Source organism: Paenibacillus polymyxa (genome assembly GCF_018614975.1).
Lineage (GTDB): Bacteria > Bacillota > Bacilli > Paenibacillales > Paenibacillaceae > Paenibacillus > Paenibacillus polymyxa_E.
The window spans coordinates 1-18,817 of sequence record NZ_JAGGNR010000008.1 but is presented as its reverse complement, the minus strand read 5'-3'; the positions used below and the strand labels follow the sequence as shown (position 1 = coordinate 18,817).

20 protein-coding genes and 2 pseudogenes are annotated in these 18,817 nt (G+C 44.3%); 16 read left to right on the top strand and 6 right to left on the bottom strand.

The genetic code is table 11. The features are described 5' to 3' along the window. Nucleotides 1–178: 178 nt before the first annotated feature. Genes J7E78_RS03540 through J7E78_RS03520 form a run of 5 tightly spaced genes read left to right on the top strand, consistent with a single transcriptional unit; the run spans nt 179 to nt 4,234 of the window. Nucleotides 179–1,546, top strand: a complete 1,368-nt coding sequence (locus J7E78_RS03540) for a right-handed parallel beta-helix repeat-containing protein (protein ID WP_311516916.1) — start codon at nt 179–181, stop codon at nt 1,544–1,546. Continuing rightward, a complete protein-coding gene (locus tag J7E78_RS03535; protein ID WP_215074962.1) occupies nt 1,543–2,124 on the top strand; it encodes a nitrous oxide reductase accessory protein NosL in 582 nt (193 codons plus the stop codon). The genes J7E78_RS03540 and J7E78_RS03535 overlap by 4 nt, the downstream gene beginning before the upstream one ends. A gap of 28 nt (nt 2,125–2,152) precedes the next feature. Next, complete coding sequence (locus J7E78_RS03530; protein ID WP_215075527.1) at nt 2,153–2,974, top strand: ABC transporter permease; 822 nt, start codon at nt 2,153–2,155, stop codon at nt 2,972–2,974. After that, entirely contained in the window at nt 2,967–3,680 is a 714-nt protein-coding gene (locus J7E78_RS03525) for an ABC transporter ATP-binding protein (RefSeq protein ID WP_215074961.1), read from the top strand. Before J7E78_RS03530 ends, J7E78_RS03525 begins: the two co-directional genes overlap by 8 nt. 11 nt (nt 3,681–3,691) lie before the next feature. Then, entirely contained in the window at nt 3,692–4,234 is a 543-nt protein-coding gene (locus J7E78_RS03520) for a TlpA family protein disulfide reductase (RefSeq protein WP_215074960.1), read from the top strand. Nucleotides 4,235–4,410: 176 nt separating this feature from the next. On the opposite strand, the gene metE is transcribed toward J7E78_RS03520, so the two are convergent. After that, on the bottom strand, nt 4,411–6,705 hold the full coding sequence (gene metE / locus J7E78_RS03515; protein ID WP_215074959.1) for a 5-methyltetrahydropteroyltriglutamate--homocysteine S-methyltransferase: 2,295 nt from the start codon (nt 6,703–6,705) through the stop codon (nt 4,411–4,413). A 224-nt stretch (nt 6,706–6,929) separates the two neighbouring features. Here metE and J7E78_RS03510 point away from each other — a divergent pair, with 224 nt between their 5' ends. Beyond that, nucleotides 6,930–7,553 (top strand): hypothetical protein, encoded by a 624-nt coding sequence (locus J7E78_RS03510; RefSeq protein ID WP_215074958.1) that lies wholly within the window; start codon nt 6,930–6,932, stop codon nt 7,551–7,553. Nucleotides 7,554–7,768: 215 nt separating this feature from the next. Here the strand turns inward: J7E78_RS03510 and J7E78_RS03505 are convergent, their stop codons facing one another. After that, entirely contained in the window at nt 7,769–8,434 is a 666-nt protein-coding gene (locus J7E78_RS03505; protein ID WP_215074957.1) for an MBL fold metallo-hydrolase, read from the bottom strand. 116 nt (nt 8,435–8,550) lie between these two features. On the opposite strand from J7E78_RS03505, the gene J7E78_RS03500 reads away from it, so the two are divergent. Further along, entirely contained in the window at nt 8,551–8,688 is a 138-nt protein-coding gene (locus tag J7E78_RS03500) for a hypothetical protein (protein ID WP_215074956.1), read from the top strand. Nucleotides 8,689–8,708: 20 nt separating this feature from the next. Here the strand turns inward: J7E78_RS03500 and J7E78_RS03495 are convergent, their stop codons facing one another. Further along, complete coding sequence (locus tag J7E78_RS03495) at nt 8,709–9,074, bottom strand: winged helix-turn-helix transcriptional regulator (RefSeq protein ID WP_215075526.1); 366 nt, start codon at nt 9,072–9,074, stop codon at nt 8,709–8,711. 109 nt (nt 9,075–9,183) lie between these two features. On the opposite strand from J7E78_RS03495, the pseudogene J7E78_RS03490 reads away from it, so the two are divergent. Further along, nucleotides 9,184–9,306, top strand: a pseudogene (locus J7E78_RS03490) (arginase family protein); the annotation flags it as partial. Nucleotides 9,307–9,651: 345 nt separating this feature from the next. Here the strand turns inward: J7E78_RS03490 and J7E78_RS03485 are convergent. Continuing rightward, nucleotides 9,652–10,464, bottom strand: coding sequence for an undecaprenyl-diphosphate phosphatase (locus J7E78_RS03485; RefSeq protein ID WP_215074955.1), 813 nt, complete (start codon nt 10,462–10,464; stop codon nt 9,652–9,654). A 210-nt stretch (nt 10,465–10,674) separates the two neighbouring features. Between J7E78_RS03485 and J7E78_RS03480 the strand changes: the two genes are divergently transcribed. The 5 genes from J7E78_RS03480 to J7E78_RS03460 all read left to right on the top strand — a co-directional run bounded on the left by J7E78_RS03480 (nt 10,675) and on the right by J7E78_RS03460 (nt 14,628). Beyond that, nucleotides 10,675–11,703 (top strand): iron-hydroxamate ABC transporter substrate-binding protein, encoded by a 1,029-nt coding sequence (locus tag J7E78_RS03480; RefSeq protein ID WP_215074954.1) that lies wholly within the window; start codon nt 10,675–10,677, stop codon nt 11,701–11,703. Nucleotides 11,704–11,889: 186 nt separating this feature from the next. Next, nucleotides 11,890–12,315 (top strand): MarR family winged helix-turn-helix transcriptional regulator, encoded by a 426-nt coding sequence (locus J7E78_RS03475; RefSeq protein WP_036608058.1) that lies wholly within the window; start codon nt 11,890–11,892, stop codon nt 12,313–12,315. 137 nt (nt 12,316–12,452) lie between these two features. Continuing rightward, nucleotides 12,453–13,097 carry an SDR family oxidoreductase gene (locus J7E78_RS03470; protein ID WP_215074953.1) on the top strand — a complete coding sequence of 215 codons (645 nt, stop codon included), beginning with the start codon at nt 12,453–12,455 and terminating at the stop codon, nt 13,095–13,097. A gap of 51 nt (nt 13,098–13,148) precedes the next feature. Next, nucleotides 13,149–13,493, top strand: a complete 345-nt coding sequence (locus tag J7E78_RS03465) for a rhodanese-like domain-containing protein (RefSeq protein WP_215074952.1) — start codon at nt 13,149–13,151, stop codon at nt 13,491–13,493. Between the two features lie 112 nt (nt 13,494–13,605). Further along, entirely contained in the window at nt 13,606–14,628 is a 1,023-nt protein-coding gene (locus J7E78_RS03460; protein WP_215074951.1) for an NADH:flavin oxidoreductase/NADH oxidase, read from the top strand. Nucleotides 14,629–14,753: 125 nt separating this feature from the next. On the opposite strand, the pseudogene J7E78_RS03455 reads toward J7E78_RS03460, so the two are convergent. Next, a pseudogene (locus J7E78_RS03455) lies at nt 14,754–15,426 on the bottom strand (AraC family transcriptional regulator). 289 nt (nt 15,427–15,715) lie between these two features. On the opposite strand from J7E78_RS03455, the gene J7E78_RS03450 reads away from it, so the two are divergent. After that, a complete protein-coding gene (locus J7E78_RS03450) occupies nt 15,716–16,294 on the top strand; it encodes a TetR/AcrR family transcriptional regulator (RefSeq protein ID WP_215074950.1) in 579 nt (192 codons plus the stop codon). 101 nt (nt 16,295–16,395) lie between these two features. Here J7E78_RS03450 and J7E78_RS03445 read toward each other — a convergent pair whose 3' ends face one another. Further along, entirely contained in the window at nt 16,396–16,809 is a 414-nt protein-coding gene (locus J7E78_RS03445) for a MerR family transcriptional regulator (protein WP_215074949.1), read from the bottom strand. Nucleotides 16,810–17,001: 192 nt separating this feature from the next. On the opposite strand from J7E78_RS03445, the gene J7E78_RS03440 reads away from it, so the two are divergent. After that, nucleotides 17,002–18,042: an NAD(P)-dependent alcohol dehydrogenase gene (locus J7E78_RS03440; RefSeq protein ID WP_215074948.1), complete on the top strand. Its 1,041-nt coding sequence runs from the start codon at nt 17,002–17,004 to the stop codon at nt 18,040–18,042. A gap of 349 nt (nt 18,043–18,391) precedes the next feature. Further along, entirely contained in the window at nt 18,392–18,763 is a 372-nt protein-coding gene (locus J7E78_RS03435) for an iron chaperone (RefSeq protein ID WP_215074947.1), read from the top strand. Nucleotides 18,764–18,817 lie beyond the last annotated feature (54 nt).

Here is an 18,817-nt window from a genome sequence, read left to right as displayed (position 1 = left end):
TGGGTTTACATCACAATATCGACACAAAAATGTAGCGTCTATAGCCTAATTGAGCTATATGGAAAAAAGTTCATTTTAAGTACACTGTGATCAGGATTGTGATAACGCTTCATTTATTACGTTGCTTCAATGGATGAGGAACATGGAGAGTTGATTTTAAGTGGAATGGAGGGATGGTGTGTACAACCAACGTAGTTTTGGGATTGTTAGGGTTCGGGGATTAATTTTTCTAATCGGAATGATGTTACTCCTGCTATCCCTTCCGCACGGTGCAATCATGGCCTCTTCCGGATATCGTGATCTCATTCCCCTCCAGCCTATGATTGACCGTTCTGCACCTGGAGAAGTCATTGAACTTGCATCAGGTCGTTATTCTGGACCCGTGACGATTGACAAAAACATCACCATGCAGGGTGATCCTACGGTCATAGTTGTTAATGCGGAAGCCACCTCTACGATAATGATTCGCTCGGATGGGGTGAAGTTGAGCGGTTTTACAATTGAACATGATACGAATGGACAGACTGCAGCGATTCAGGTTGAAGGGAAGAACAGTGAAATCACGGATCTGCATATTCAGACCCAGGGGTATGGGATGATCATCCGGAATTCGAGTCATGCAACGATTCAGCGGAACAACATTACTTGGGTCGGGTCTGATTCTGCTTCCAGTGGACAGAAGGGCAATGGCATTGATCTGTACAACTCGCATGACAGTTACATTGAAGCCAATGAGATCATCGGCATGAGGGATGGAATCTATCTGGAGAACAGTCGCAAGTCTACCGTGCAAAATAACAGGCTGTTACATACAAGGTACGGCATCCACTGTATGTACATTGACGGCTCATCTGTCATGGACAATACCGGAGAGGAGAATATGACAGGTGCCATGATTATGGGCGTCAAGAATACGGTAATCTCGGGCAATTCTTTTCGCAAACAGAGTACCAATGTTCATTCCCAAGGGATTTTATTGTATGACGTGCATCAATCCTCAATTCACAACAATGTAGTGGAAGGTAATCGTGTCGGCATGAATATTTCAGAATCCTCGGGCAATGAGATCCGTGGCAATGCGGTGCTGCGGAATTTTATTGGCATCCAGCTGGTTCTGGCAGAAGCCAATAAGTTTACACGTAACCAATTCGTATCCAATGTCATTGAAGCTTCGGCGCTGGATAGCCCGAATAATGTCCTGATGGAGAATTACTGGGACTCCTTTCAGGGGCTCGATCTGAATCAGGATGGGATCAGTGAAATGTCCTATGCCATCAATCCTTTTTATGAGCAACTGGTCAGTCGAAATTCTGCGTATCAGCTCTTTTTTCAATCACCGGGTATGGTCTTTCTGAGTGACTTGTTTACAGAAGGCAGAGAACAATGGACTACCGACAAGTCGCCACGAATGAGCATGGATATAGAATATGATCTGAACATGTCAGCGGAAAGGGTAGCAGGTTCCAAAATGGTGTGGATGGTCGGGCTAGTTCTGTTGGGTATGGCAACTTTTATAATCATCTATATGGGGGTATTACGAAAATGAACAAAAGTTTGAACAGAAGATGGACATTGGTCATGATATTTATGTTTGGCATGGTATTGTTAACCGCTTGCGGAACAAAATATGCGGCATTGCCGATCAATGAAGACGTGGATATCTGTGCGATCTGTAAAATGCAGGTGAAGGACGATGCATATGCAACACAGCTTACTACGAAAGACGGCCAAAATTACAAGTTCGATGACATCGGTTGCATGAACCAGTGGAAAACAGAAAATGGCACAGATAACATCGGCATGGACTATGTACGTGATTACAATGACAAGGAATGGATTGAATACAGCAAAGCCACGTATGTATACGACGCTTCATTGCGTACGCCTATGGCCTATGGAATTCTTAATTTTAAGGACAAGCCCTCCGCTGAAGCTTTCATTGCAGAGCAAGGTGTTGGAACCATTATGACCGCTGAGGATCTTGCCTCCCATGACTGGAAACAGAACACAGAGAATATGGACATGATGGGTGAACATGGGCATGATGAAGCCGGGCATGGTGAAGAAGGAGACGGTAATGAGATGCATCAGGAAGGTGAGATGAAAGAAGAGTCAGGCCACTAGGAATGACAATAGAAAATGGTGATCAATGATGTCAGATATGATACAGATTGCAAGACGAGAAGTGAAAATGGGATTTCGCAATCCTTGGGCGTATTCGTTTCTGATCCTTTTTTGCACATTTAGCTTAAGCTTGTTACTTCTGAATTCACAGAATCTGGTTGAAGGATATTCGGGCACCACAGGTTCCATGTTGAATCTTATTCTTTACCTTCTGCCATTAATGACGCTATTCCTTGGTTCCTTCTCACTAACATCCGAAAAGGAAGACGGTAGCTGGCAGCTGCTGTCCACGTATCCCATCGGCACGATGTCTTTTATTGTGGGCAAGTATCTTGGGCTGTCGATTGTTTTAATTACCATTGTTGCGTTTGGATACGGCCTGATGGGGGTCATTAGCGGAGTAATCGGGAATCCACTGGATGCCGTGACATATCTTCTCTTTCTGGCATTCTCATGTGGACTGGTGTTGTTATTCCTGACGCTGGCTCTATTTATCGGTTCGTTATCGCGCAATCGGTGGCAGGCGTTAACCATCTCGGTGACCGTATGGTTTTTCGCTGTCATTGGGTGGCCGACATTATTGCTCTCTGTGCTGGGGCTGATGCCTTATCTGTGGGTGAAACCGCTGTTGGTTATGCTAACGCTCATCAATCCGGCCGAACTGGTGCGCTTGTATGTCGTGATCAAACTAGGGGGCGGCTCCATTCTGGGACCAGAATATTATCGATGGGTGGAGTGGGTGCAGCAACCAAGTGGCAGTTGGATCTTCATCGGGATATGCCTGTTCTGGATAACCTGCTCTGTCCTGGCTGTTTACGCGATCTGGGAGAGGGGGCGTTCTCATGGATAAGGTGGGACTCGAAGTGATGGGATTGTGCAAATCTATTAAAAAGCAACCGATTGTTGAGGATATCTCCTTTCGCATTACTTCAGGCCAAGTGCTTGCCCTCTGTGGAGGGAATGGCGCAGGGAAAAGCACGGTTCTGCGTATGATCGCAGGTATTCTTCGGCCTACGTCCGGTGAGGTTGTGGTGAACAATGTGCGATGGTTGAAGGAGCGCAAGCGTTATTCAGAGCAGATTGGATATATGCCGGACGATTATCAATTTAATCAAGGACTGAGTGCGGAGGAAATGCTTCTGTTCTGGGCTTCTCTGAAGAAAGTTCCCAAGGAGAGAGTACAGGAAGTACTGACCATGGTAGGCTTGGCGGATCAAAAGAAAAACCGGGTTACGACCTTCTCCAAAGGCATGCGCCAGCGTGTGTTATTCGCCCAGGCTGTACTGTCCAAACCTCCACTGCTCATCATGGATGAGCCAACAAATGGATTGGACCCATTCTGGATGCAGGAATTAACTCAGCTGCTCAAGGGAATCAAACAGGATGGTCACATGGTCGTGTTCTCGACCCATCAGTTGGAGATTGCAAACGATATTGCGGATCAGGTGATATTCATGAACCATGGACGTAATGTTGGAGAGGGTTCCACCCATGACTTTCGTGATCAATTCGGTTCGCTCCATGCAGCATTTCATCAAAGTCTTGGTTTAAAGTGAAGGTGAGTTTAATGCAGAAGAAGAGTTTTAAAAGCAGACGTACACTTACAATTTTGATTGGTGTGATCGCATTGTTAGCAGGTACATGGGCCATTTTCGAAAATGTATCGACACCCGAGTCTGGGCGTGGCAACACTATTCAAGCAGGTACAAAAGCCCCTGAGTTCACAGCGGTTAATTCAGCAGCCGAACAAGTCAAGCTGTCCGATTATCGGGGCAAAGCCGTGATGATTAACTTTTGGGCTTCATGGTGCACACCTTGTGTAAGGGAGATGCCGCTCGTTCACCAGATTGCTCAGGACTATCAGAACGACGTGGAAACCCTGTTTGTTAACGTGGGGGAATCGAAGGGTACGATTCGTGAGTTTATGGATAAGCAGTCGTTTGATTTCCCTGTGATCATTGACGTGACAGGCAACATATCAGGTATGTATCGTATAACGGGTTTGCCCGCAACAATGGTCATTGATAGGGAGGGGGAGTTCCGTCACATACTGCTCGGTGAACTGACCGAAGATACACCGTTGCAGCAATGGCTGGAAGAGATTATCTAGTCGTAAGCGTTGGGTGGTGGTGAGGAAAGGGGCATGAACGCCAAAGATCGCCATGTTACAAGTGAAATGAATGTACGTTAAAAGTAACTACAAAATGTAACCAGATAAAAAGCCGGACACCCATTTAACGAGGGGTGTCCGGCTTTACTTTTGGAGTTATGCTGCTTCGCAGTCAATTACAATACAGCAGCTGAAGCGTGATTGGTACGAGCGATTCTGGTTGCGTCAACCATGTTACGCAGGGAAGCTACTGTTTCTTCCTGTCCACGGGTTTTTAATCCGCAGTCCGGGTTAATCCAGAACAACTTGGGATCAAGAACACGCAGAGCACGTTCAATCATACTGCTCATTTCATCTACACTCGGAACTCGTGGGCTATGGATGTCATATACGCCAAGACCGATCCCGAGCTCATACGTATTTTCTTCAAAGCTGTGAATCAGTTCACCGTGACTACGGGATGTCTCAATGGAGATAACATCCGCATCCATAGCTTCAATGGAATCAATCATGTCATGGAATTCGCAATAACACATATGCGTATGGATTTGAGTCGTTTCATGCACCGTGCACGTGGAGATGCGGAACGCTTTGACTGCCCAAGCCAGGTAATCGGCTTGTTCATTTTCCTTCAGCGGAAGCCCTTCACGAACAGCCGGCTCGTCAACCTGGATCATACCAATGCCTGCCTGTTCAAGTGCTTCGACTTCCTGTCTCAACGCATACGCCAATTGATAGGCAATCTGCTCACGAGCAATGTCTTCGCGTACGAATGACCAGTTCATGATTGTTATCGGGCCAGTCAGCATGCCTTTGACAGGGCGCTCTGTCTGCGATTGGGCATATTTCGTTTCTTCCACCGTCATTTCACCCGTAAATGCAACATCTCCGAAGATAATAGGTGGCTTCACGCAACGGGAACCATACGATTGTACCCAGCCATACTGTGTAAAGGCAAAACCGGCAAGTTTCTCGCCAAAGAATTCAACCATGTCGGTACGCTCAAATTCACCATGCACCAACACGTCAATTCCGATCTCTTCCTGAAGCTTAATCCAGATATCAATCTGCTCCCGGATGAAGGCAGCATACTGTTCGTTGTTCAACTCACCCTTGCGCCACAACTGACGTGCTTTTCTGACTTCAGCAGATTGCGGGAAACTACCAATCGTTGTTGTCGGGAAGAGTGGCAAATTCCATTTGGCCTGTTGGGCTTCATGACGCTCTGCAAAAGGACGGGAGCGCTCTGGCTGTTGAACACTGATGGAAGCAACGGCTTTCTGTACAGCGGTACGGTTCCGGTCTTCGGATTGCTGAAGCGCCTGAAGAGGAAGCTCTGCTTCGTCTATTTTGGCAGTAATCTCTGCACTTGGTGAAGATAAGGCTGTAGTCAAAAGAACAATCTCATCCAGCTTTTCATCTGCAAACGCAAGAGCATTCTTCAGTTCGGATGTAAGTTTTGCCTCCCGTTCTGTCGTTACTGGCACATGCAGCAGGCTGCAAGATGATTGCACGATGATACGTTCAGGCGTCACGAACTCAGACAGTTCATTCAGCAACTTCAGTTTTGTTTGAAGGGAAGCTGTCCAGATCCCACGTCCATCAATAATACCTGCACCGAGCACTTTGTCTGCCGGGAAACCGGATGTCCGAATGGATTGTGTGTTACCAGAGAGTCCGTGTACAAAATCAAGTCCTACACCTTGAACTGGCAGTGCAACAATATCGTTGTAGTTTTCGACAGATTCAAAGTACGTTTGTAGCATGATATTCAGGCCTGGAACGGCTGCGGCAAATGTTTTATATATTTTATTCAGACGCTGTATGTCTTCATCGCTTAATTTGGTTACCAGAATAGGTTCGTCGATCTGCACCCACTGAACGCCTTCGCTTGCAAGTTCTTGAAGCAATTGAGTGTAAAGTGGCAGCAAGCGGTCCAACCAAGCGTCCGTCTCGGATTTATCATATCCCTTGGAGAGCTTCAGGAAGGTTAACGGTCCAACGATAACCGGTTTACCTTCAATGCCGAGTTTTTCTTTTGCTTCACGATAAGCGAGAAGTGGTTTGTTCTCCGTCAGAGTTGGGGAAGCCCCGTCCAGTTCAGGTACTATGTAGTGATAGTTGGTGTTGAACCATTTTGTCATTTCACTTGCTGCGGCATCTTTTGTTCCCCGGGCAATGCCATAATATACGGACAACGGAACGGAACCACCATCATAAGCAAAACGTTTAGGGATAATGCCAAACATCACGGCCGTATCCAGAATATGATCATAATAGCTAAAGTCATTAACTGGAATGATGTCGATGCCTTTTGCTTGTTGCTTGCGCAAATGATCGATACGAATCTCCTGCAAACGTGTGTGAAATTCTGATTCCTCCAGCTTACCTGCCCAGAACGCTTCCAACGCTTTTTTCCATTCCCGATCAGCACCAATACGCGGATATCCCAATACACTGCTTTTTGTCATTGATTAAAACCCCTCTGCTTGTATGTTACACAAAATTTATCACAGATCCGGAGTTATAATGTAATTCCATTAAATTATACCTAGTTATAGCCTTAGGCTATATCAAAAGGTATGTTTAGCATGAAGTATAGAACTTGAAGAAGTCATTACGTTTGAAATAGATACCACTAATGTTACAATGGTTAACTATGTTCATACGAATGATTGAAAGGAAGGCGGTACGCATGAATCTGTATCATATCCAGTCGACCGTGCATGGGATCAACAGAGTAAAGTCCTTTTTGGAAGAAAATTATATTGGTATTGCTTGGTCAGGTACAGGGGATTTGGAGCATACCCCACCGGAGCAATGGAAGGAACAGTTGGTTCAACACTATCCCTTGGATGAAGCAGAATTGGCGAGCACACTCGCGACACTACATATGTTTGCTAACCTCATGCAGGATGGAGATTATGTATTAATTAGCGATGATGAATGGACGTATGTTGGGGATATCGGGGATTATTATTATGACGATTCCGCTGGCACAGAAAACGACTTGATCTGTCACCGTCGCGGAGTTACCTGGTTGGGTCGTATTCCTCTCGCTGAGCTGAATGACAAAGTACAGGCACTGCAAAATGATTCAGCCATCCTTGCGAAGTTTGAGTACCCCATATCACAAGCACAGCTGGATCGAGGTCTTGCAGTCAGTATAGCAGCGGAAGCAACCAATTCTCACTCAACAGGGGTAGATGAAGCCACAATTCAAACAGCTCTCCATGTGCTGAGAGAAGCGTTACACAGTGAAGAAGAAGTGCTGCGAATTCGTGCGGCTACAGCCATTTTGCAGTATGCCAAACAATAAGCCCTTGACTATATAAATTGAACTTGTCATTTACACGATAACGGAGAGGACAGAAATAACCTGAAGAAGCGGAGCTACAAGCTTTCTGCAAGAAAGCTACATCGGAAGCATACGCTATCCCCGGATTTACCCTTTATAAAAAGAATTAAAAAAATCTGGGGATAACAGCGATGGGAAGGTTGTTCTGTCATCGGAGTGTCCAGTGTAAATATTCGTTAGTTCATTTTATATAGCCCTGAGATCTGTTCATTTACATTCCCATGAGTTAGTCCTCCGTGATAACAAACCACAGATGTAATGTCGAGTTCCATATACTTTTTCAAGGAGCAACGAGCCGTCTCGATATCGAGTGTGGTAGGGCCATGAACGCCGCCGAGTATGCCGTTGACACTGTACATTGAATCTCCGGCAATGAGCGTCTTGCTGTCCATCAAATATAGACTGATATGACCTGGCGTATGACCAGGTGTATGAATAACGCGAATTCCGCCGCAAAACGGCAGTTCCTGACCATCAATTACCGTTTCATCAACTTTGCCCTTTGGAGGGTACTCAAGGTGATCGTCTTTGAGAAGAGGGAGCTGTCCCTCAATATACGGCTTATCCAGTTCATGTGCATATACCCTGACATGATCACCACACGCCTGCAAAATCTCAGGAAGACAGCCTATATGGTCCACATCCTGATGCGTCAAAATTACTGTCTTAAGTTGGTTGATCGGCACGCCTACTTTTTCGAGTTCGGTACATAAATCGTCATATTGTCCAGGGAAACCGGTATCTATTAACACGGCCATTTCTTCATCCCATATCAGAACAGGGTGAATCAAATTCCCTTCAAAATCAAGCTGAAGCATCGTTATTCCCTTTGAAATTTCCATAATATCAGACCTCCGAGAGTTAAAATTTATATACATCGTTGCTCTTTATATTTCTTATGTAAACGAATAAAGACGGCAAAAAGATACGTTCGGGTACTTATAGAAATATTCAATGAATGAGGGAATGGACGCTTGGTAGTGAAGAACTCGGGTTGTTATATGGCGGTGATGGAACGGCGGGATTTCAACTGTCAGACGTTGAGGTACCACGTGTGCAGCTAACATACTACATTTACTCCAAATATTTCATCTGAAAATATAGAGACAAAAGCTCTCAATCCGTTACGCGATTATTAATCGAAGGTTCTTGATGTTGGGCACCCCATTCGCATAGTCCTTCCAAAACGGGCAATAACATTTCAGCTTTGGCTGTCAGTCGGTACTCGACTTTAGGAGGGACTTGGGGATACTCTTTCCTCTCCACCATCCCATCTGCTTCGAGCTCTTTGAGCTGTGAACTCAACGTTTTATACGTGATGGCTCCGATCTGCCTTTTCAGTTCATTGAAGCGGACAGGTGGGTTCTCTGCCAGAAGATACATAATCACCATTTTCCATTTGCCACCAATGACAGACAACGTATATCCAAATGGGGTATCTTGAATGTTTTTTACTTTACCGTGGTATTCAGCCATACTCATCATTTACACTATCCTTCCGGGTAGTACCTATCATAAAAGACCGTACTATTTATTTGTTTGGGCTCAGTTTATACTAACCTTACTTTGAAGTAAAGGAGATTAATTATGAGATCGTATGGTCATGTTTGGAGGTGACTGTTTAGTAGAACAAGCCCCACTTGCTTAATTAAATGAACGATACGGCGGAGAACTTGGTCTGATATGGATTGATGCTCACGGTGACTTGGTTAGATAAGAGGGTTATGACAACGGTTATACATCACCGCTTGGGAATCTGCATGGAAAATACCTATTTTGAACCAGTGATATGGGGTTACTGATATCAAAATACTGATATAATAAGTCAAAATAGAGGGAGGTATGGGGCTTATAGCGAGCGGATGGGGAATGTCGATGGTACCCCCTGATCCTGCTGATTCTGTTCAGTGTCATGCACGCGGCAACAGAACTGGTTAACAGAAGCAACAAGGCTACGCGTCTGACCGTATAGCTCTTGCTATAGGTCATTAAGGCTCTGCCACTATACAACAAAGGAACAACCATCGCTGGTTGTTCCTTTTGGTGTGTGGACTATTTTTTATAAGAAAATCAGTAACAATGTTCCTGCGGCAAAACAGTAATACGAAAAGTATTTCAGGTTGCCTCTGGCCATGATGCCCATAAACCATCTCATAGAGAAATAGGTGACGAAAAGTGTCGTGATGAACGCGATCAGATAAGGGATCGCCAATTGAGATCGATTCGGATCATTGGTGATGTCAGATACACTCATGATGAGTCCGCCAATGCTTATGGGAATATACAGCATGAAGGAGAACTTCAAAGCCGTGTCCTGTTTCATGCCGACGGCGATGGAGGCAATTACAGTCGCCCCTGAACGGCTTATACCTGGAATAAGAGCGACCGCCTGAGCGAGACCAACCAATAATGCATCTTTCGTAGACAGATCTCCGTCTTGCTTGCGACCACGAAGATTACGAATAAGCCATAATGCAACCCCGGTGACTAATAGCGCGATGGAAACGGTATAAACGGATGAGAATATTTCTTCAATCCGGTCCTTGAACAGGACTGCAACGACAGCAGCAGGGATCGTACCAATAATTATGTATAAGCAAAACATGAAGTCTGCTCTATATTCGTCTTTACGAGTACGCAGGTAACCTAATGCACCAATAATCAATTTTTTGATATCTTCCCGGTAAATAAAAATAATGGCGATCAGAGAGGCCGTGTTTGTTAAAATCTCAAATGACAAGCCATTCTGCTTGATGCCTATGAGTCTCTGAGCGATGATCAGATGCCCACTTGAGGAGACGGGAATTGGCTCCGTCGCACCCTGAACAATACCTAAAAACATATACTTTAACCACAATATAATTTCTTCCATCTTGTCCTCCTTGAATACGTTTCATTGGCTTTCCAATGATGTTCTCTCTGTATGAAATTATTAATCTACTCTACTGATGATAGCTGTTTAACTTGGTGACTTGCAAGTTTGAATTCATGGGGAGAATGAAATAAACTTGGCTTGTAAAATTCTTCAGATCATGATATCGTTGATAACGATTATCAATATCAATGAAGAGGTGGGTTTATTTTGCGTAAACAGAGAAGATCAATATGGATTATGATGGCACTTGTTATGCTGCTCGTACTTGGCGCATGTGGTCAGTCAGCCACGACAAGTAGTACAACTGGTGGGGACACGAACGCAGTTGGAGAGACAGAAATCAAGACAGATTCGGATTCAGCGACATCAGTGGACAAAACAGCAACTGCCGAGGAGGAGCTCGTTACATATCAATCGGATGCAGGCGAAGTACAGGTACCCAAGAATCCAAAACGTATCGTCGATTTGACAGCATTCACAACTGGATACTTTGTTGCGCTGGATGCACCAGTGGTCGGCGCCTCATCAGGTGCGATGAACAACAAGTATATCAAGGAACAACTGACAGCAGCGGGCACAACCGATTTGGGTGAAGAGCCTACGCCTGAGCAACTGATCAGTTTGAAACCTGACCTGATCATCGTGTACACTGGCTCAGAGGGTATCGACAGGCTGGAACAGATTGCACCTGTCGTACAGATTGAGTACGGTAAGCTTAATTACAAGGATCTGATGATCGAAATGGGCGAGCTTACCAATAGAGAAGATGCGGCAAAAGCTTGGATTGCACAATGGGAAGCACAGATCAACGAGCTCAAGCCTAAGATACAGGACGTTGTAGGTGATCGTACCGTCTCCATCCTGAATCCGTATGCCAAAGGTTTATATGTGTTCGGTCATAATTACGGTCGGGGTGGTGAGATTATCTACGGAGAGTTCGGTCTCAAAGCACCGGCCAAGGCCCAGGCTGAGGCGATTGACAGTGGGACTGGATGGGCTTCGATCTCCATGGAGGTATTGCCGGAATATGCGGGAGATATCATCTTCACCAGCCCGTGGGCAGGTGATACAAGCGATTCCAAGATCGTTTATGAAAATACATTATGGGAGAACTTGCCTGCGGTGAAGGCAAACCATGTGTTCCAGCTTGATCCGACCTCAGATACGTACAACGATCCTGTATCACTGGAGGGTCAGCTGCAATTTATTTCCGATAGCCTGCTTACCGCGAAGTAAGATTAGACTGCATAAATGGTAATACTGGAGCATTTCCAAATGTCGTTACAAGACGGGGAAATGCTCTTCTTATGAGCTTAGAATGTTATATACGTCGAACTTGGATGGGTTTTGACCAATGTAATTAAGCTTGATACAATAGGATAACAGCTGATGAACATTAAATATCAAGTGGGGTGATCTAGATTGCAGCAAAAGAGTGAACGTTTGAATGTTTGGTTGGCTTTCTCTAACATTCATACCCATCTGAACGAGAAGCTGGAACAAGCTCTGCTTCAACAATATGACTTATCTTTGAAGGAATTTTATGTGTTAAACTTCATATATAATGCGGAGGGTAAGGAATTACGCCTACAGCAACTTCAAGAACTAGTAGGGTTGAGCCAAAGTGCTACTTCCAGGCTCGTCGTTAGGATGGAAGCCAAAGACTGTGGGGCTCTGGAAAGACATGCATGTGAAGATGACCGGCGTGGCATTTACACTCGAATTACGGAGCTTGGAGAGAATAAATACAAGAGAGCACTCCAAACGTTTAATCAGGTCTTGCAAACTGAATTGGAACAGGATGGATTTGAGACTCGATTAGAGAACCTCACTAAAGAATTGTTCTAAGGCTAGGGTGAATATAGGGTAATGTAGTCATTTACCCTATAAGAAGACTTGACACTCATTAATATATCCGTTAAATTAAATGCATGCGCATGAATTTAATATGGATGCGGTGATTTTGTATAAAGGAGGTTTTGAACATGAAGGTATTCGTCGTAGGATCAAATGGACAGATTGGTCAACAGCTTATTCATCTTTTGAAGAATAGTGAAGAACACACCGTTCTTGCCATGGTACGAAAACAAGAACAGGTAGATTCATTTGCAGCACAAGGTGTGGAAACGGTGCTTGCCGACTTGGAAGGTACGGTTGACTCACTTGTAGCTGCTGTAACGGGTTGTGATGCCATTGTATTTGCAGCTGGTTCTGGCGGTACAACGGGATATGATAAAACACTCCTGATTGATCTGGATGGTGCCGGGAAAACCATTGAAGCGGCTCAAAAAGCGGGTATTGATCGATTTATCATGGTGAGTGCGATCCAAGCCAATAATCGTGAGAACTGGCATGATAACATCCTTCCATATTATGTAGCGAAACACTATGCTGATAGATTGTTAGAGAGCAGTGGGTTAACTTATACCATTATACGTCCAGGGATTCTAATGAATGAACCTGGAACAGGTAAAGTTACTGCTGCTGAGAATATCACATCCGGTAATATTGCTCGTGAAGATGTAGCTCATGTAATTTTGGCCAGTTTGAGTGACAAGAATACCTACAAGCGTTCATTTGATCTAATCGCTGGTGAGGATACAATATCTGAGGCATTGAGTGGACTCTGATCCAAAACAAAATTTTCGACGATATCTGATGAGTTAAGAGAGGGCTATACAATGATTATGTTGATGCTTTTGACCTTCATATTAGGTATCTTCATCGTTGTACCTCAATTTTGGCCAGTGCGCAATCTTGAATATATAGATTATCAAGTATTTCTCAGACAAGAGCGTGATTTTCGGCAGTATAAAGTGATTGATATTCGAGATGCGACGGATTATATGGCTAATCCTACTCCGAATACGATTAACATCTCATTGGGGCGCCTTGCTTTCACATGGGAAAAATACCTTCTTCGAGAAGATAACGTAATTATAATGTCACCTGGTATGCTTCAATCCAAAAAGGCTGTTCGTATTTTGCGAAAGCATGGATTTGAATGTCTTTATGTGATGAAGTAAAAGATATATGTGAGTTCCAAATCAGACGGAGTTATTAATTGTAGGTATTGTTTCAATGCTTGCGCATGCATTTTTATTATATGTGATTCATGAAAAGGGGAGTTTTATTTTGATGACAGATTTGTTTAGTCCATATTCTTTTAAAAGCCTAGAGCTTAAAAACCGTGTTGTAATGGCCCCAATGTGCCAATATTCAGTTGAGCAAAAAGATGGTATTGCAACAGATTGGCATTATATGCACTACGTTAGTCGTGCCGTGGGAGGAACAGGCCTCATTATCATTGAAATGACAGATGTGGAACCGGATGGCCGGATCTCAGATTATGATCTTGGGTTATGGTCAGATGAACAGATCCCGGCTCTGAAGCGGATCGTCGATGCGTGTCACAGTTATGGTGCCAAGGTTGGTATTCAGATTGCTCATGCGGGCCGCAAAGCAGAAGATGCCGAGGTTCCAGTTGCTCCATCCGCAATCGCCTTTGATGAGAATTCCAAGCAACCTCGAGCGCTTACAACGGACGAAGTAAAAGGAATGGTTGAAAAATTCCGGAGTGCTGTAGCTCGTGCTGTAAAAGCTGGTTTTGATGCGATTGAGCTTCATGGCGCACATGGATATCTGATTCATCAGTTCCATTCTCCACTAACAAACAAGCGGGAAGACGAATATGGTCAAGATTTAACGTTATTTGGCCGGGAGATCATTCAGGCTGCAAAGGCTGAGATGCCCGAGGATATGCCCTTGATGATGCGTATTTCAGCCAAAGAATACGTCGAAGGTGGCTATGGCATTAAAGAAAGTTCCGAGTTTGCCAAGGCATATAAAGAGGCAGGTGTTGACGTATTTGATATCTCATCTGGTGGCGAGGGACCTATTGCTGCATGGGGCAGACCAGGGACTCACGCGGCGTATCAAGTGCCTCTTGCTAAAGCAATCAAAGAGGCTCTTGATGTGCCCGTGATTGCTGTTGGAAGACTCGATGATCCTACGTTGGCGAATGCAGTCATCGGAAATGAAGAAGCCGATCTCGTTGCAGTTGGCAGAGGGCTGTTAAGAAATCCTTACTGGGCCTTGGAAGCTGCGTCTGCTTTGCGCAAGACAACGGACGTTCCAAAACAATATACGACTGGTTTTTAATGTATTAGCGATTTAATGATCTTCATTAATACATGAATAAGAAAGGACTCCTCTGATAAAACAGAAGGAGTCCTTTTGGTCGTTGAACTAGACGAGCTATAGGAACGGTACTAGCCAGTAACCAGTCAATAGAGTGTAGTCGTTTCATCGCTTCCGCCTCTCAAGCGTTTAATATCTTCTCTGGGCGGAAATCCGAACATGCGAGAATATTCACGGCTGAATTGGGCTCATGGCAGTCACTTCTTTAAAGTGACTGTGCAGAGAGGCAGTGCTCATATTCGCCAAATCTATTTCCTTTTTGAACAAAGGAGCTAGCAGAGGGATATCTTCCGAATGATCTTCCAATAAACGGGCTAACCTGACGACTGCATCCAGCAGAGACGGTTCAGCTTGGCTGACAAACATCGCACGTCTCGTTGTTTTCCGCGGTCTTGCTGGGAAATCGGAATGGTTCAATACCTCCAGAATCTCACTGGATGTGAATTCAAGTTTCAGGGCCAGATAGGGAGCCTCAGACGAGGCTTGAATCACTTGTCCACTAACCGGCAAGTCAACGGTTGCCACAATATAACTTCCTGGACCATATCGGAAACGATCCTGTCCCAGAAGGACCTCCTTCTCACCCTGAAGGATAATGCAGAAGGAAGGTTCATTCACTCTAAATATAGGTTCAGTAACAACCGATTCACGGATTAGAAATAATGAAGGGATTGCCGTGGGATGTACCCCATCCTTGTCAGAATAACGGTCAATGAGTGTGGCTAATTCGTTTTGTTGTTCATGTATTTGATCAGACAGGCAAAGTTCTCCTTTTTTCCTGACAACATAATAATCACATTCTATCGTATATTGACCGAAGGCGGTAGAAAACGGATAGGAATAGGCAAACATTTGATGTGAATGGATAAGACATCGATTGCTGGCCGCATATTCACAAGTACTCAGGTCATGATATACAACAAGTACAGGAGATATACACCTACGGTTCAACCAATATATGATTAGATGTGGACGTACGGAAGCTGGTGCACATTTTATTTACTGATCGTTCCCGATGTGTTAAATTGATTTTGGGAGGGAAGTCAAAATGGCTAGGAGTAAAGAGTTTGAAGTGAACGAAGTATTGGATAAAGCAATGAAAATCTTCTGGGAACAAGGTTATGAGAAGACGTCGATGAGTGACCTGGTTGAGCATATGGGGATTCATCGCAGAAGTATATATGATACGTTTGATGACAAACATTCGCTGTTTTTGCAGGCAATGGATCGTTACAATGGCAAGGTCAACAACACATTGCTCGCAGAGATCAAAGCGTCCAGGACAGCAGTGGAAGCACTGCATAAAATTTTCGAAGTTATGACCAGCGAAGCAGAGGATACGCCATCAGGTTGCCTGATCGTGAACTCGGCGGTGGAGCTGGGCCAACGTGATACGGATGTGGACTCCCGATCTCTTGAATCATTTAATGTAGCTGAGCGGATGTTCGAGCAGATTATTGAATGGGGACAGCGAGATGGAGAGTTCTCCTCTGATCATAATGCAAAGGAAATGGCAGAGTACCTGCACAATATCTCCGTGGGCATACGAGCCATGGCAAGAACCTCGACGGATAAGGAAAAATTAAAACGGATTGTCAATGTATCCATGAAACTTTTGGAACCTTGATGCGTTTTTCTCTACACATACGAATAGTAGCTTGAAATCCATTAGAGGACCTCAAGCTACTATTTTTTTGCGTTAATCAAGACAATAAAAAACGTGAACAATCAATTGGTGGTGGCATGTTCCATCGGTTTAATTTTGTGAATCTCTTCGGTCCCAGCTTCCAAAGCTGTTTCGTAGTAGGAGCGTTTGTGCTCGATGACTTTCATGGTTTTTCTTAGTTCCTCCATTTGTGCTTCCACAATAGCTTTTCGCTCCGTAAACATGTCATATCTTTGCTTCAGCGAGGAGTCTCCTTCAGAGCACCATTCAATGAAGTCCTTAATGTCTTTAATAGGCATGCCGGTCAGTTTCAGACATTGGATGATCTTTAGAAGGTCAATGTCGGAGTCTTTGAACAAACGTGTTCCGCTCGGGGTACGTTCCACAAAAGGCATGAGTCCTTCCTTGTCGTAGTAACGCAATGTATATACCGTAAGGTCTAATTTTTTGGCAACTTCACCGATTGAATAGGTCATATAGAATGAATTCCTTTCTACTAGGGGTAGACTTCGAGTTAACTCTAGGATTGATCCGAGTGAATTCTAACATGTTGGATTACTGGATGTCAAAGTACGTTGGAGATAAAAAAATAAGATAAACATTTGACCTAGAGTTAACTAGAGGGGGTAAGATTATTTTGAACTTTAAATTACGAGGAGGTTATACCATTGATTATAGCTAAAGCCAGAGCCGTTGACGGACCCGACCAACAATTCAGAAGTGCTGAAATTAAACGACGTGATCTGGATACTAATGATGTATTAATCGAGATTAAATATGCAGGTATCTGCCATTCTGACATCCATACTGCCCACGGTGAATGGGGACCTGTGAATTACCCACTCGTTCCTGGACACGAGATTGCCGGGATTGTAACGGATGTGGGAACCGGAGTATCCAAATACAAGGTTGGTGACCGAGTAGGGGTCGGATGTATGGTTGACTCCTGTGGTGAATGTGATAACTGTCGTAAAGGTGAAGAGCAATACTGTCTCAAAGGAAATATTCCCACTTATGCTGGGGTAGACAAATACGGTGAGCCGACGCAAGGTGGATATTCAACTCATATTGTTGTCGTAGAGGATTTCGTCGTTCGCATCCCTGATAACATTGGACTGGATGCTGCTGCACCTTTGCTCTGTGCCGGTATTACGACATATTCACCCCTGCATCACTGGGGAGCTGGCCCGGGTAAGAAAGTTGCCGTTGTAGGTATGGGTGGTCTTGGTCATATGGCTGTCAAAATTGCACATGCGATGGGTGCCGAAGTAACCGTTCTCTCCCAATCCTTGAGCAAAAAAGAAGATGGACTACAATTTGGTGCAGATCACTACTTTGCCACAAGCGAGCCGGAAACATTCGAGAAACTTGCAGGCAGCTTTGATCTGATGATTAACACAGTAAGTGCGAATATTGATATTAACGCTTATTTCTCACTGCTCACGCTGGATGGTACACTCGTGAACGTGGGTGCTCCTCCAGAGCCTTTAGCTGTTAACGTATTCTCTCTCATCGGTCATCGTCGTTCATTCGCAGGTTCCATGATTGGTGGTATCCGTGAGACGCAGGAAATGCTTGATTTCTGTGCAGAACATGATATTGCACCTAACATTGAGGTCATCTCCGCAGACCAGATTGACGAAGCATACAAACGTGTACTGGCTTCCGACGTGAAATATCGCTTTGTTATTGATATCAGCACTATGTAAGTATGAACTGTGTAATATTGATAGTTATAAATAGTAGAAAGCAGCTGCCGCCAAGGTCAGCTGCTTTTTGCTTTTCAGTTTGTTAATTGCTGATCGTTCTATAACCCGCCGTCTCATCGCAACGAACAGAAGATACCTGCGTCTAATAACTAGTAACTAGTTGGAAAAATATGAAAGGAGTGGGATGAGAAAGGTGAAGGCATCATTTTCACATCAGCCTGAAGGGTGCAGGCAGCTCATTTTTTGTTGAGTTATCGGGCAGATAAGGGGTTTTGAATTTGATATTCATGATAGAATGAGTTTAAATGGGGCAAATTAAATAGTATATTTCATGATATAGGGGGAACTAATGGAGACCTTTGCAGAATTTATAGCTCGCATCGATAACCCGGAACACCAGGCACGAACAGAAGGAGTCTTGAACTGGGTCACTGAAAAATTCCCGAATTTAAAACAAAAAATAGCATGGAACCAACCGATGTTTACCGACCATGATACCTTTATCATTGGCTTTAGTGTATCCAAGCAACATTTGGCTGTTGCTCCCGAGAAGGCCGGAATTATTCGTTTTTCGGAAGCGATCACACAGGCGGGGTATGATCACACCAAAGAGTTGGTGCGGATGAAGTGGAAACAGGAGATTGATTTTTCGTTACTTGAGAGAATGATTGAGTTCAATATAAAGGATAAGGCAGAATGTTCAACATTCTGGCGCAAATAAATCGCGATATAAAAAGAAGACCCCAACTTCCGGATGAACCGCTCCCTGTCAAGT

What these genes read in the sequence shown, in the direction of transcription:
- J7E78_RS03535 (WP_215074962.1), top strand. Translation starts at nt 1,543, where the DNA reads ATGAACAAAAGTTTGAACAGAAGATGGACATTGGTCATGATATTTATG.
- J7E78_RS03530 (WP_215075527.1), top strand. Translation starts at nt 2,153, where the DNA reads ATGTCAGATATGATACAGATTGCAAGACGAGAAGTGAAAATGGGATTT.
- J7E78_RS03525 (WP_215074961.1), top strand. Translation starts at nt 2,967, where the DNA reads ATGGATAAGGTGGGACTCGAAGTGATGGGATTGTGCAAATCTATTAAA.
- J7E78_RS03520 (WP_215074960.1), top strand. Translation starts at nt 3,692, where the DNA reads ATGCAGAAGAAGAGTTTTAAAAGCAGACGTACACTTACAATTTTGATT.
- metE (WP_215074959.1), bottom strand. Translation starts at nt 6,705, where the DNA reads ATGACAAAAAGCAGTGTATTGGGATATCCGCGTATTGGTGCTGATCGG.
- J7E78_RS03510 (WP_215074958.1), top strand. Translation starts at nt 6,930, where the DNA reads ATGAATCTGTATCATATCCAGTCGACCGTGCATGGGATCAACAGAGTA.
- J7E78_RS03505 (WP_215074957.1), bottom strand. Translation starts at nt 8,434, where the DNA reads ATGGAAATTTCAAAGGGAATAACGATGCTTCAGCTTGATTTTGAAGGG.
- J7E78_RS03500 (WP_215074956.1), top strand. Translation starts at nt 8,551, where the DNA reads ATGAGGGAATGGACGCTTGGTAGTGAAGAACTCGGGTTGTTATATGGC.
- J7E78_RS03495 (WP_215075526.1), bottom strand. Translation starts at nt 9,074, where the DNA reads ATGAGTATGGCTGAATACCACGGTAAAGTAAAAAACATTCAAGATACC.
- J7E78_RS03485 (WP_215074955.1), bottom strand. Translation starts at nt 10,464, where the DNA reads ATGGAAGAAATTATATTGTGGTTAAAGTATATGTTTTTAGGTATTGTT.
- J7E78_RS03470 (WP_215074953.1), top strand. Translation starts at nt 12,453, where the DNA reads ATGAAGGTATTCGTCGTAGGATCAAATGGACAGATTGGTCAACAGCTT.
- J7E78_RS03465 (WP_215074952.1), top strand. Translation starts at nt 13,149, where the DNA reads ATGATTATGTTGATGCTTTTGACCTTCATATTAGGTATCTTCATCGTT.
- J7E78_RS03460 (WP_215074951.1), top strand. Translation starts at nt 13,606, where the DNA reads ATGACAGATTTGTTTAGTCCATATTCTTTTAAAAGCCTAGAGCTTAAA.
- J7E78_RS03450 (WP_215074950.1), top strand. Translation starts at nt 15,716, where the DNA reads ATGGCTAGGAGTAAAGAGTTTGAAGTGAACGAAGTATTGGATAAAGCA.
- J7E78_RS03445 (WP_215074949.1), bottom strand. Translation starts at nt 16,809, where the DNA reads ATGACCTATTCAATCGGTGAAGTTGCCAAAAAATTAGACCTTACGGTA.
- J7E78_RS03435 (WP_215074947.1), top strand. Translation starts at nt 18,392, where the DNA reads ATGGAGACCTTTGCAGAATTTATAGCTCGCATCGATAACCCGGAACAC.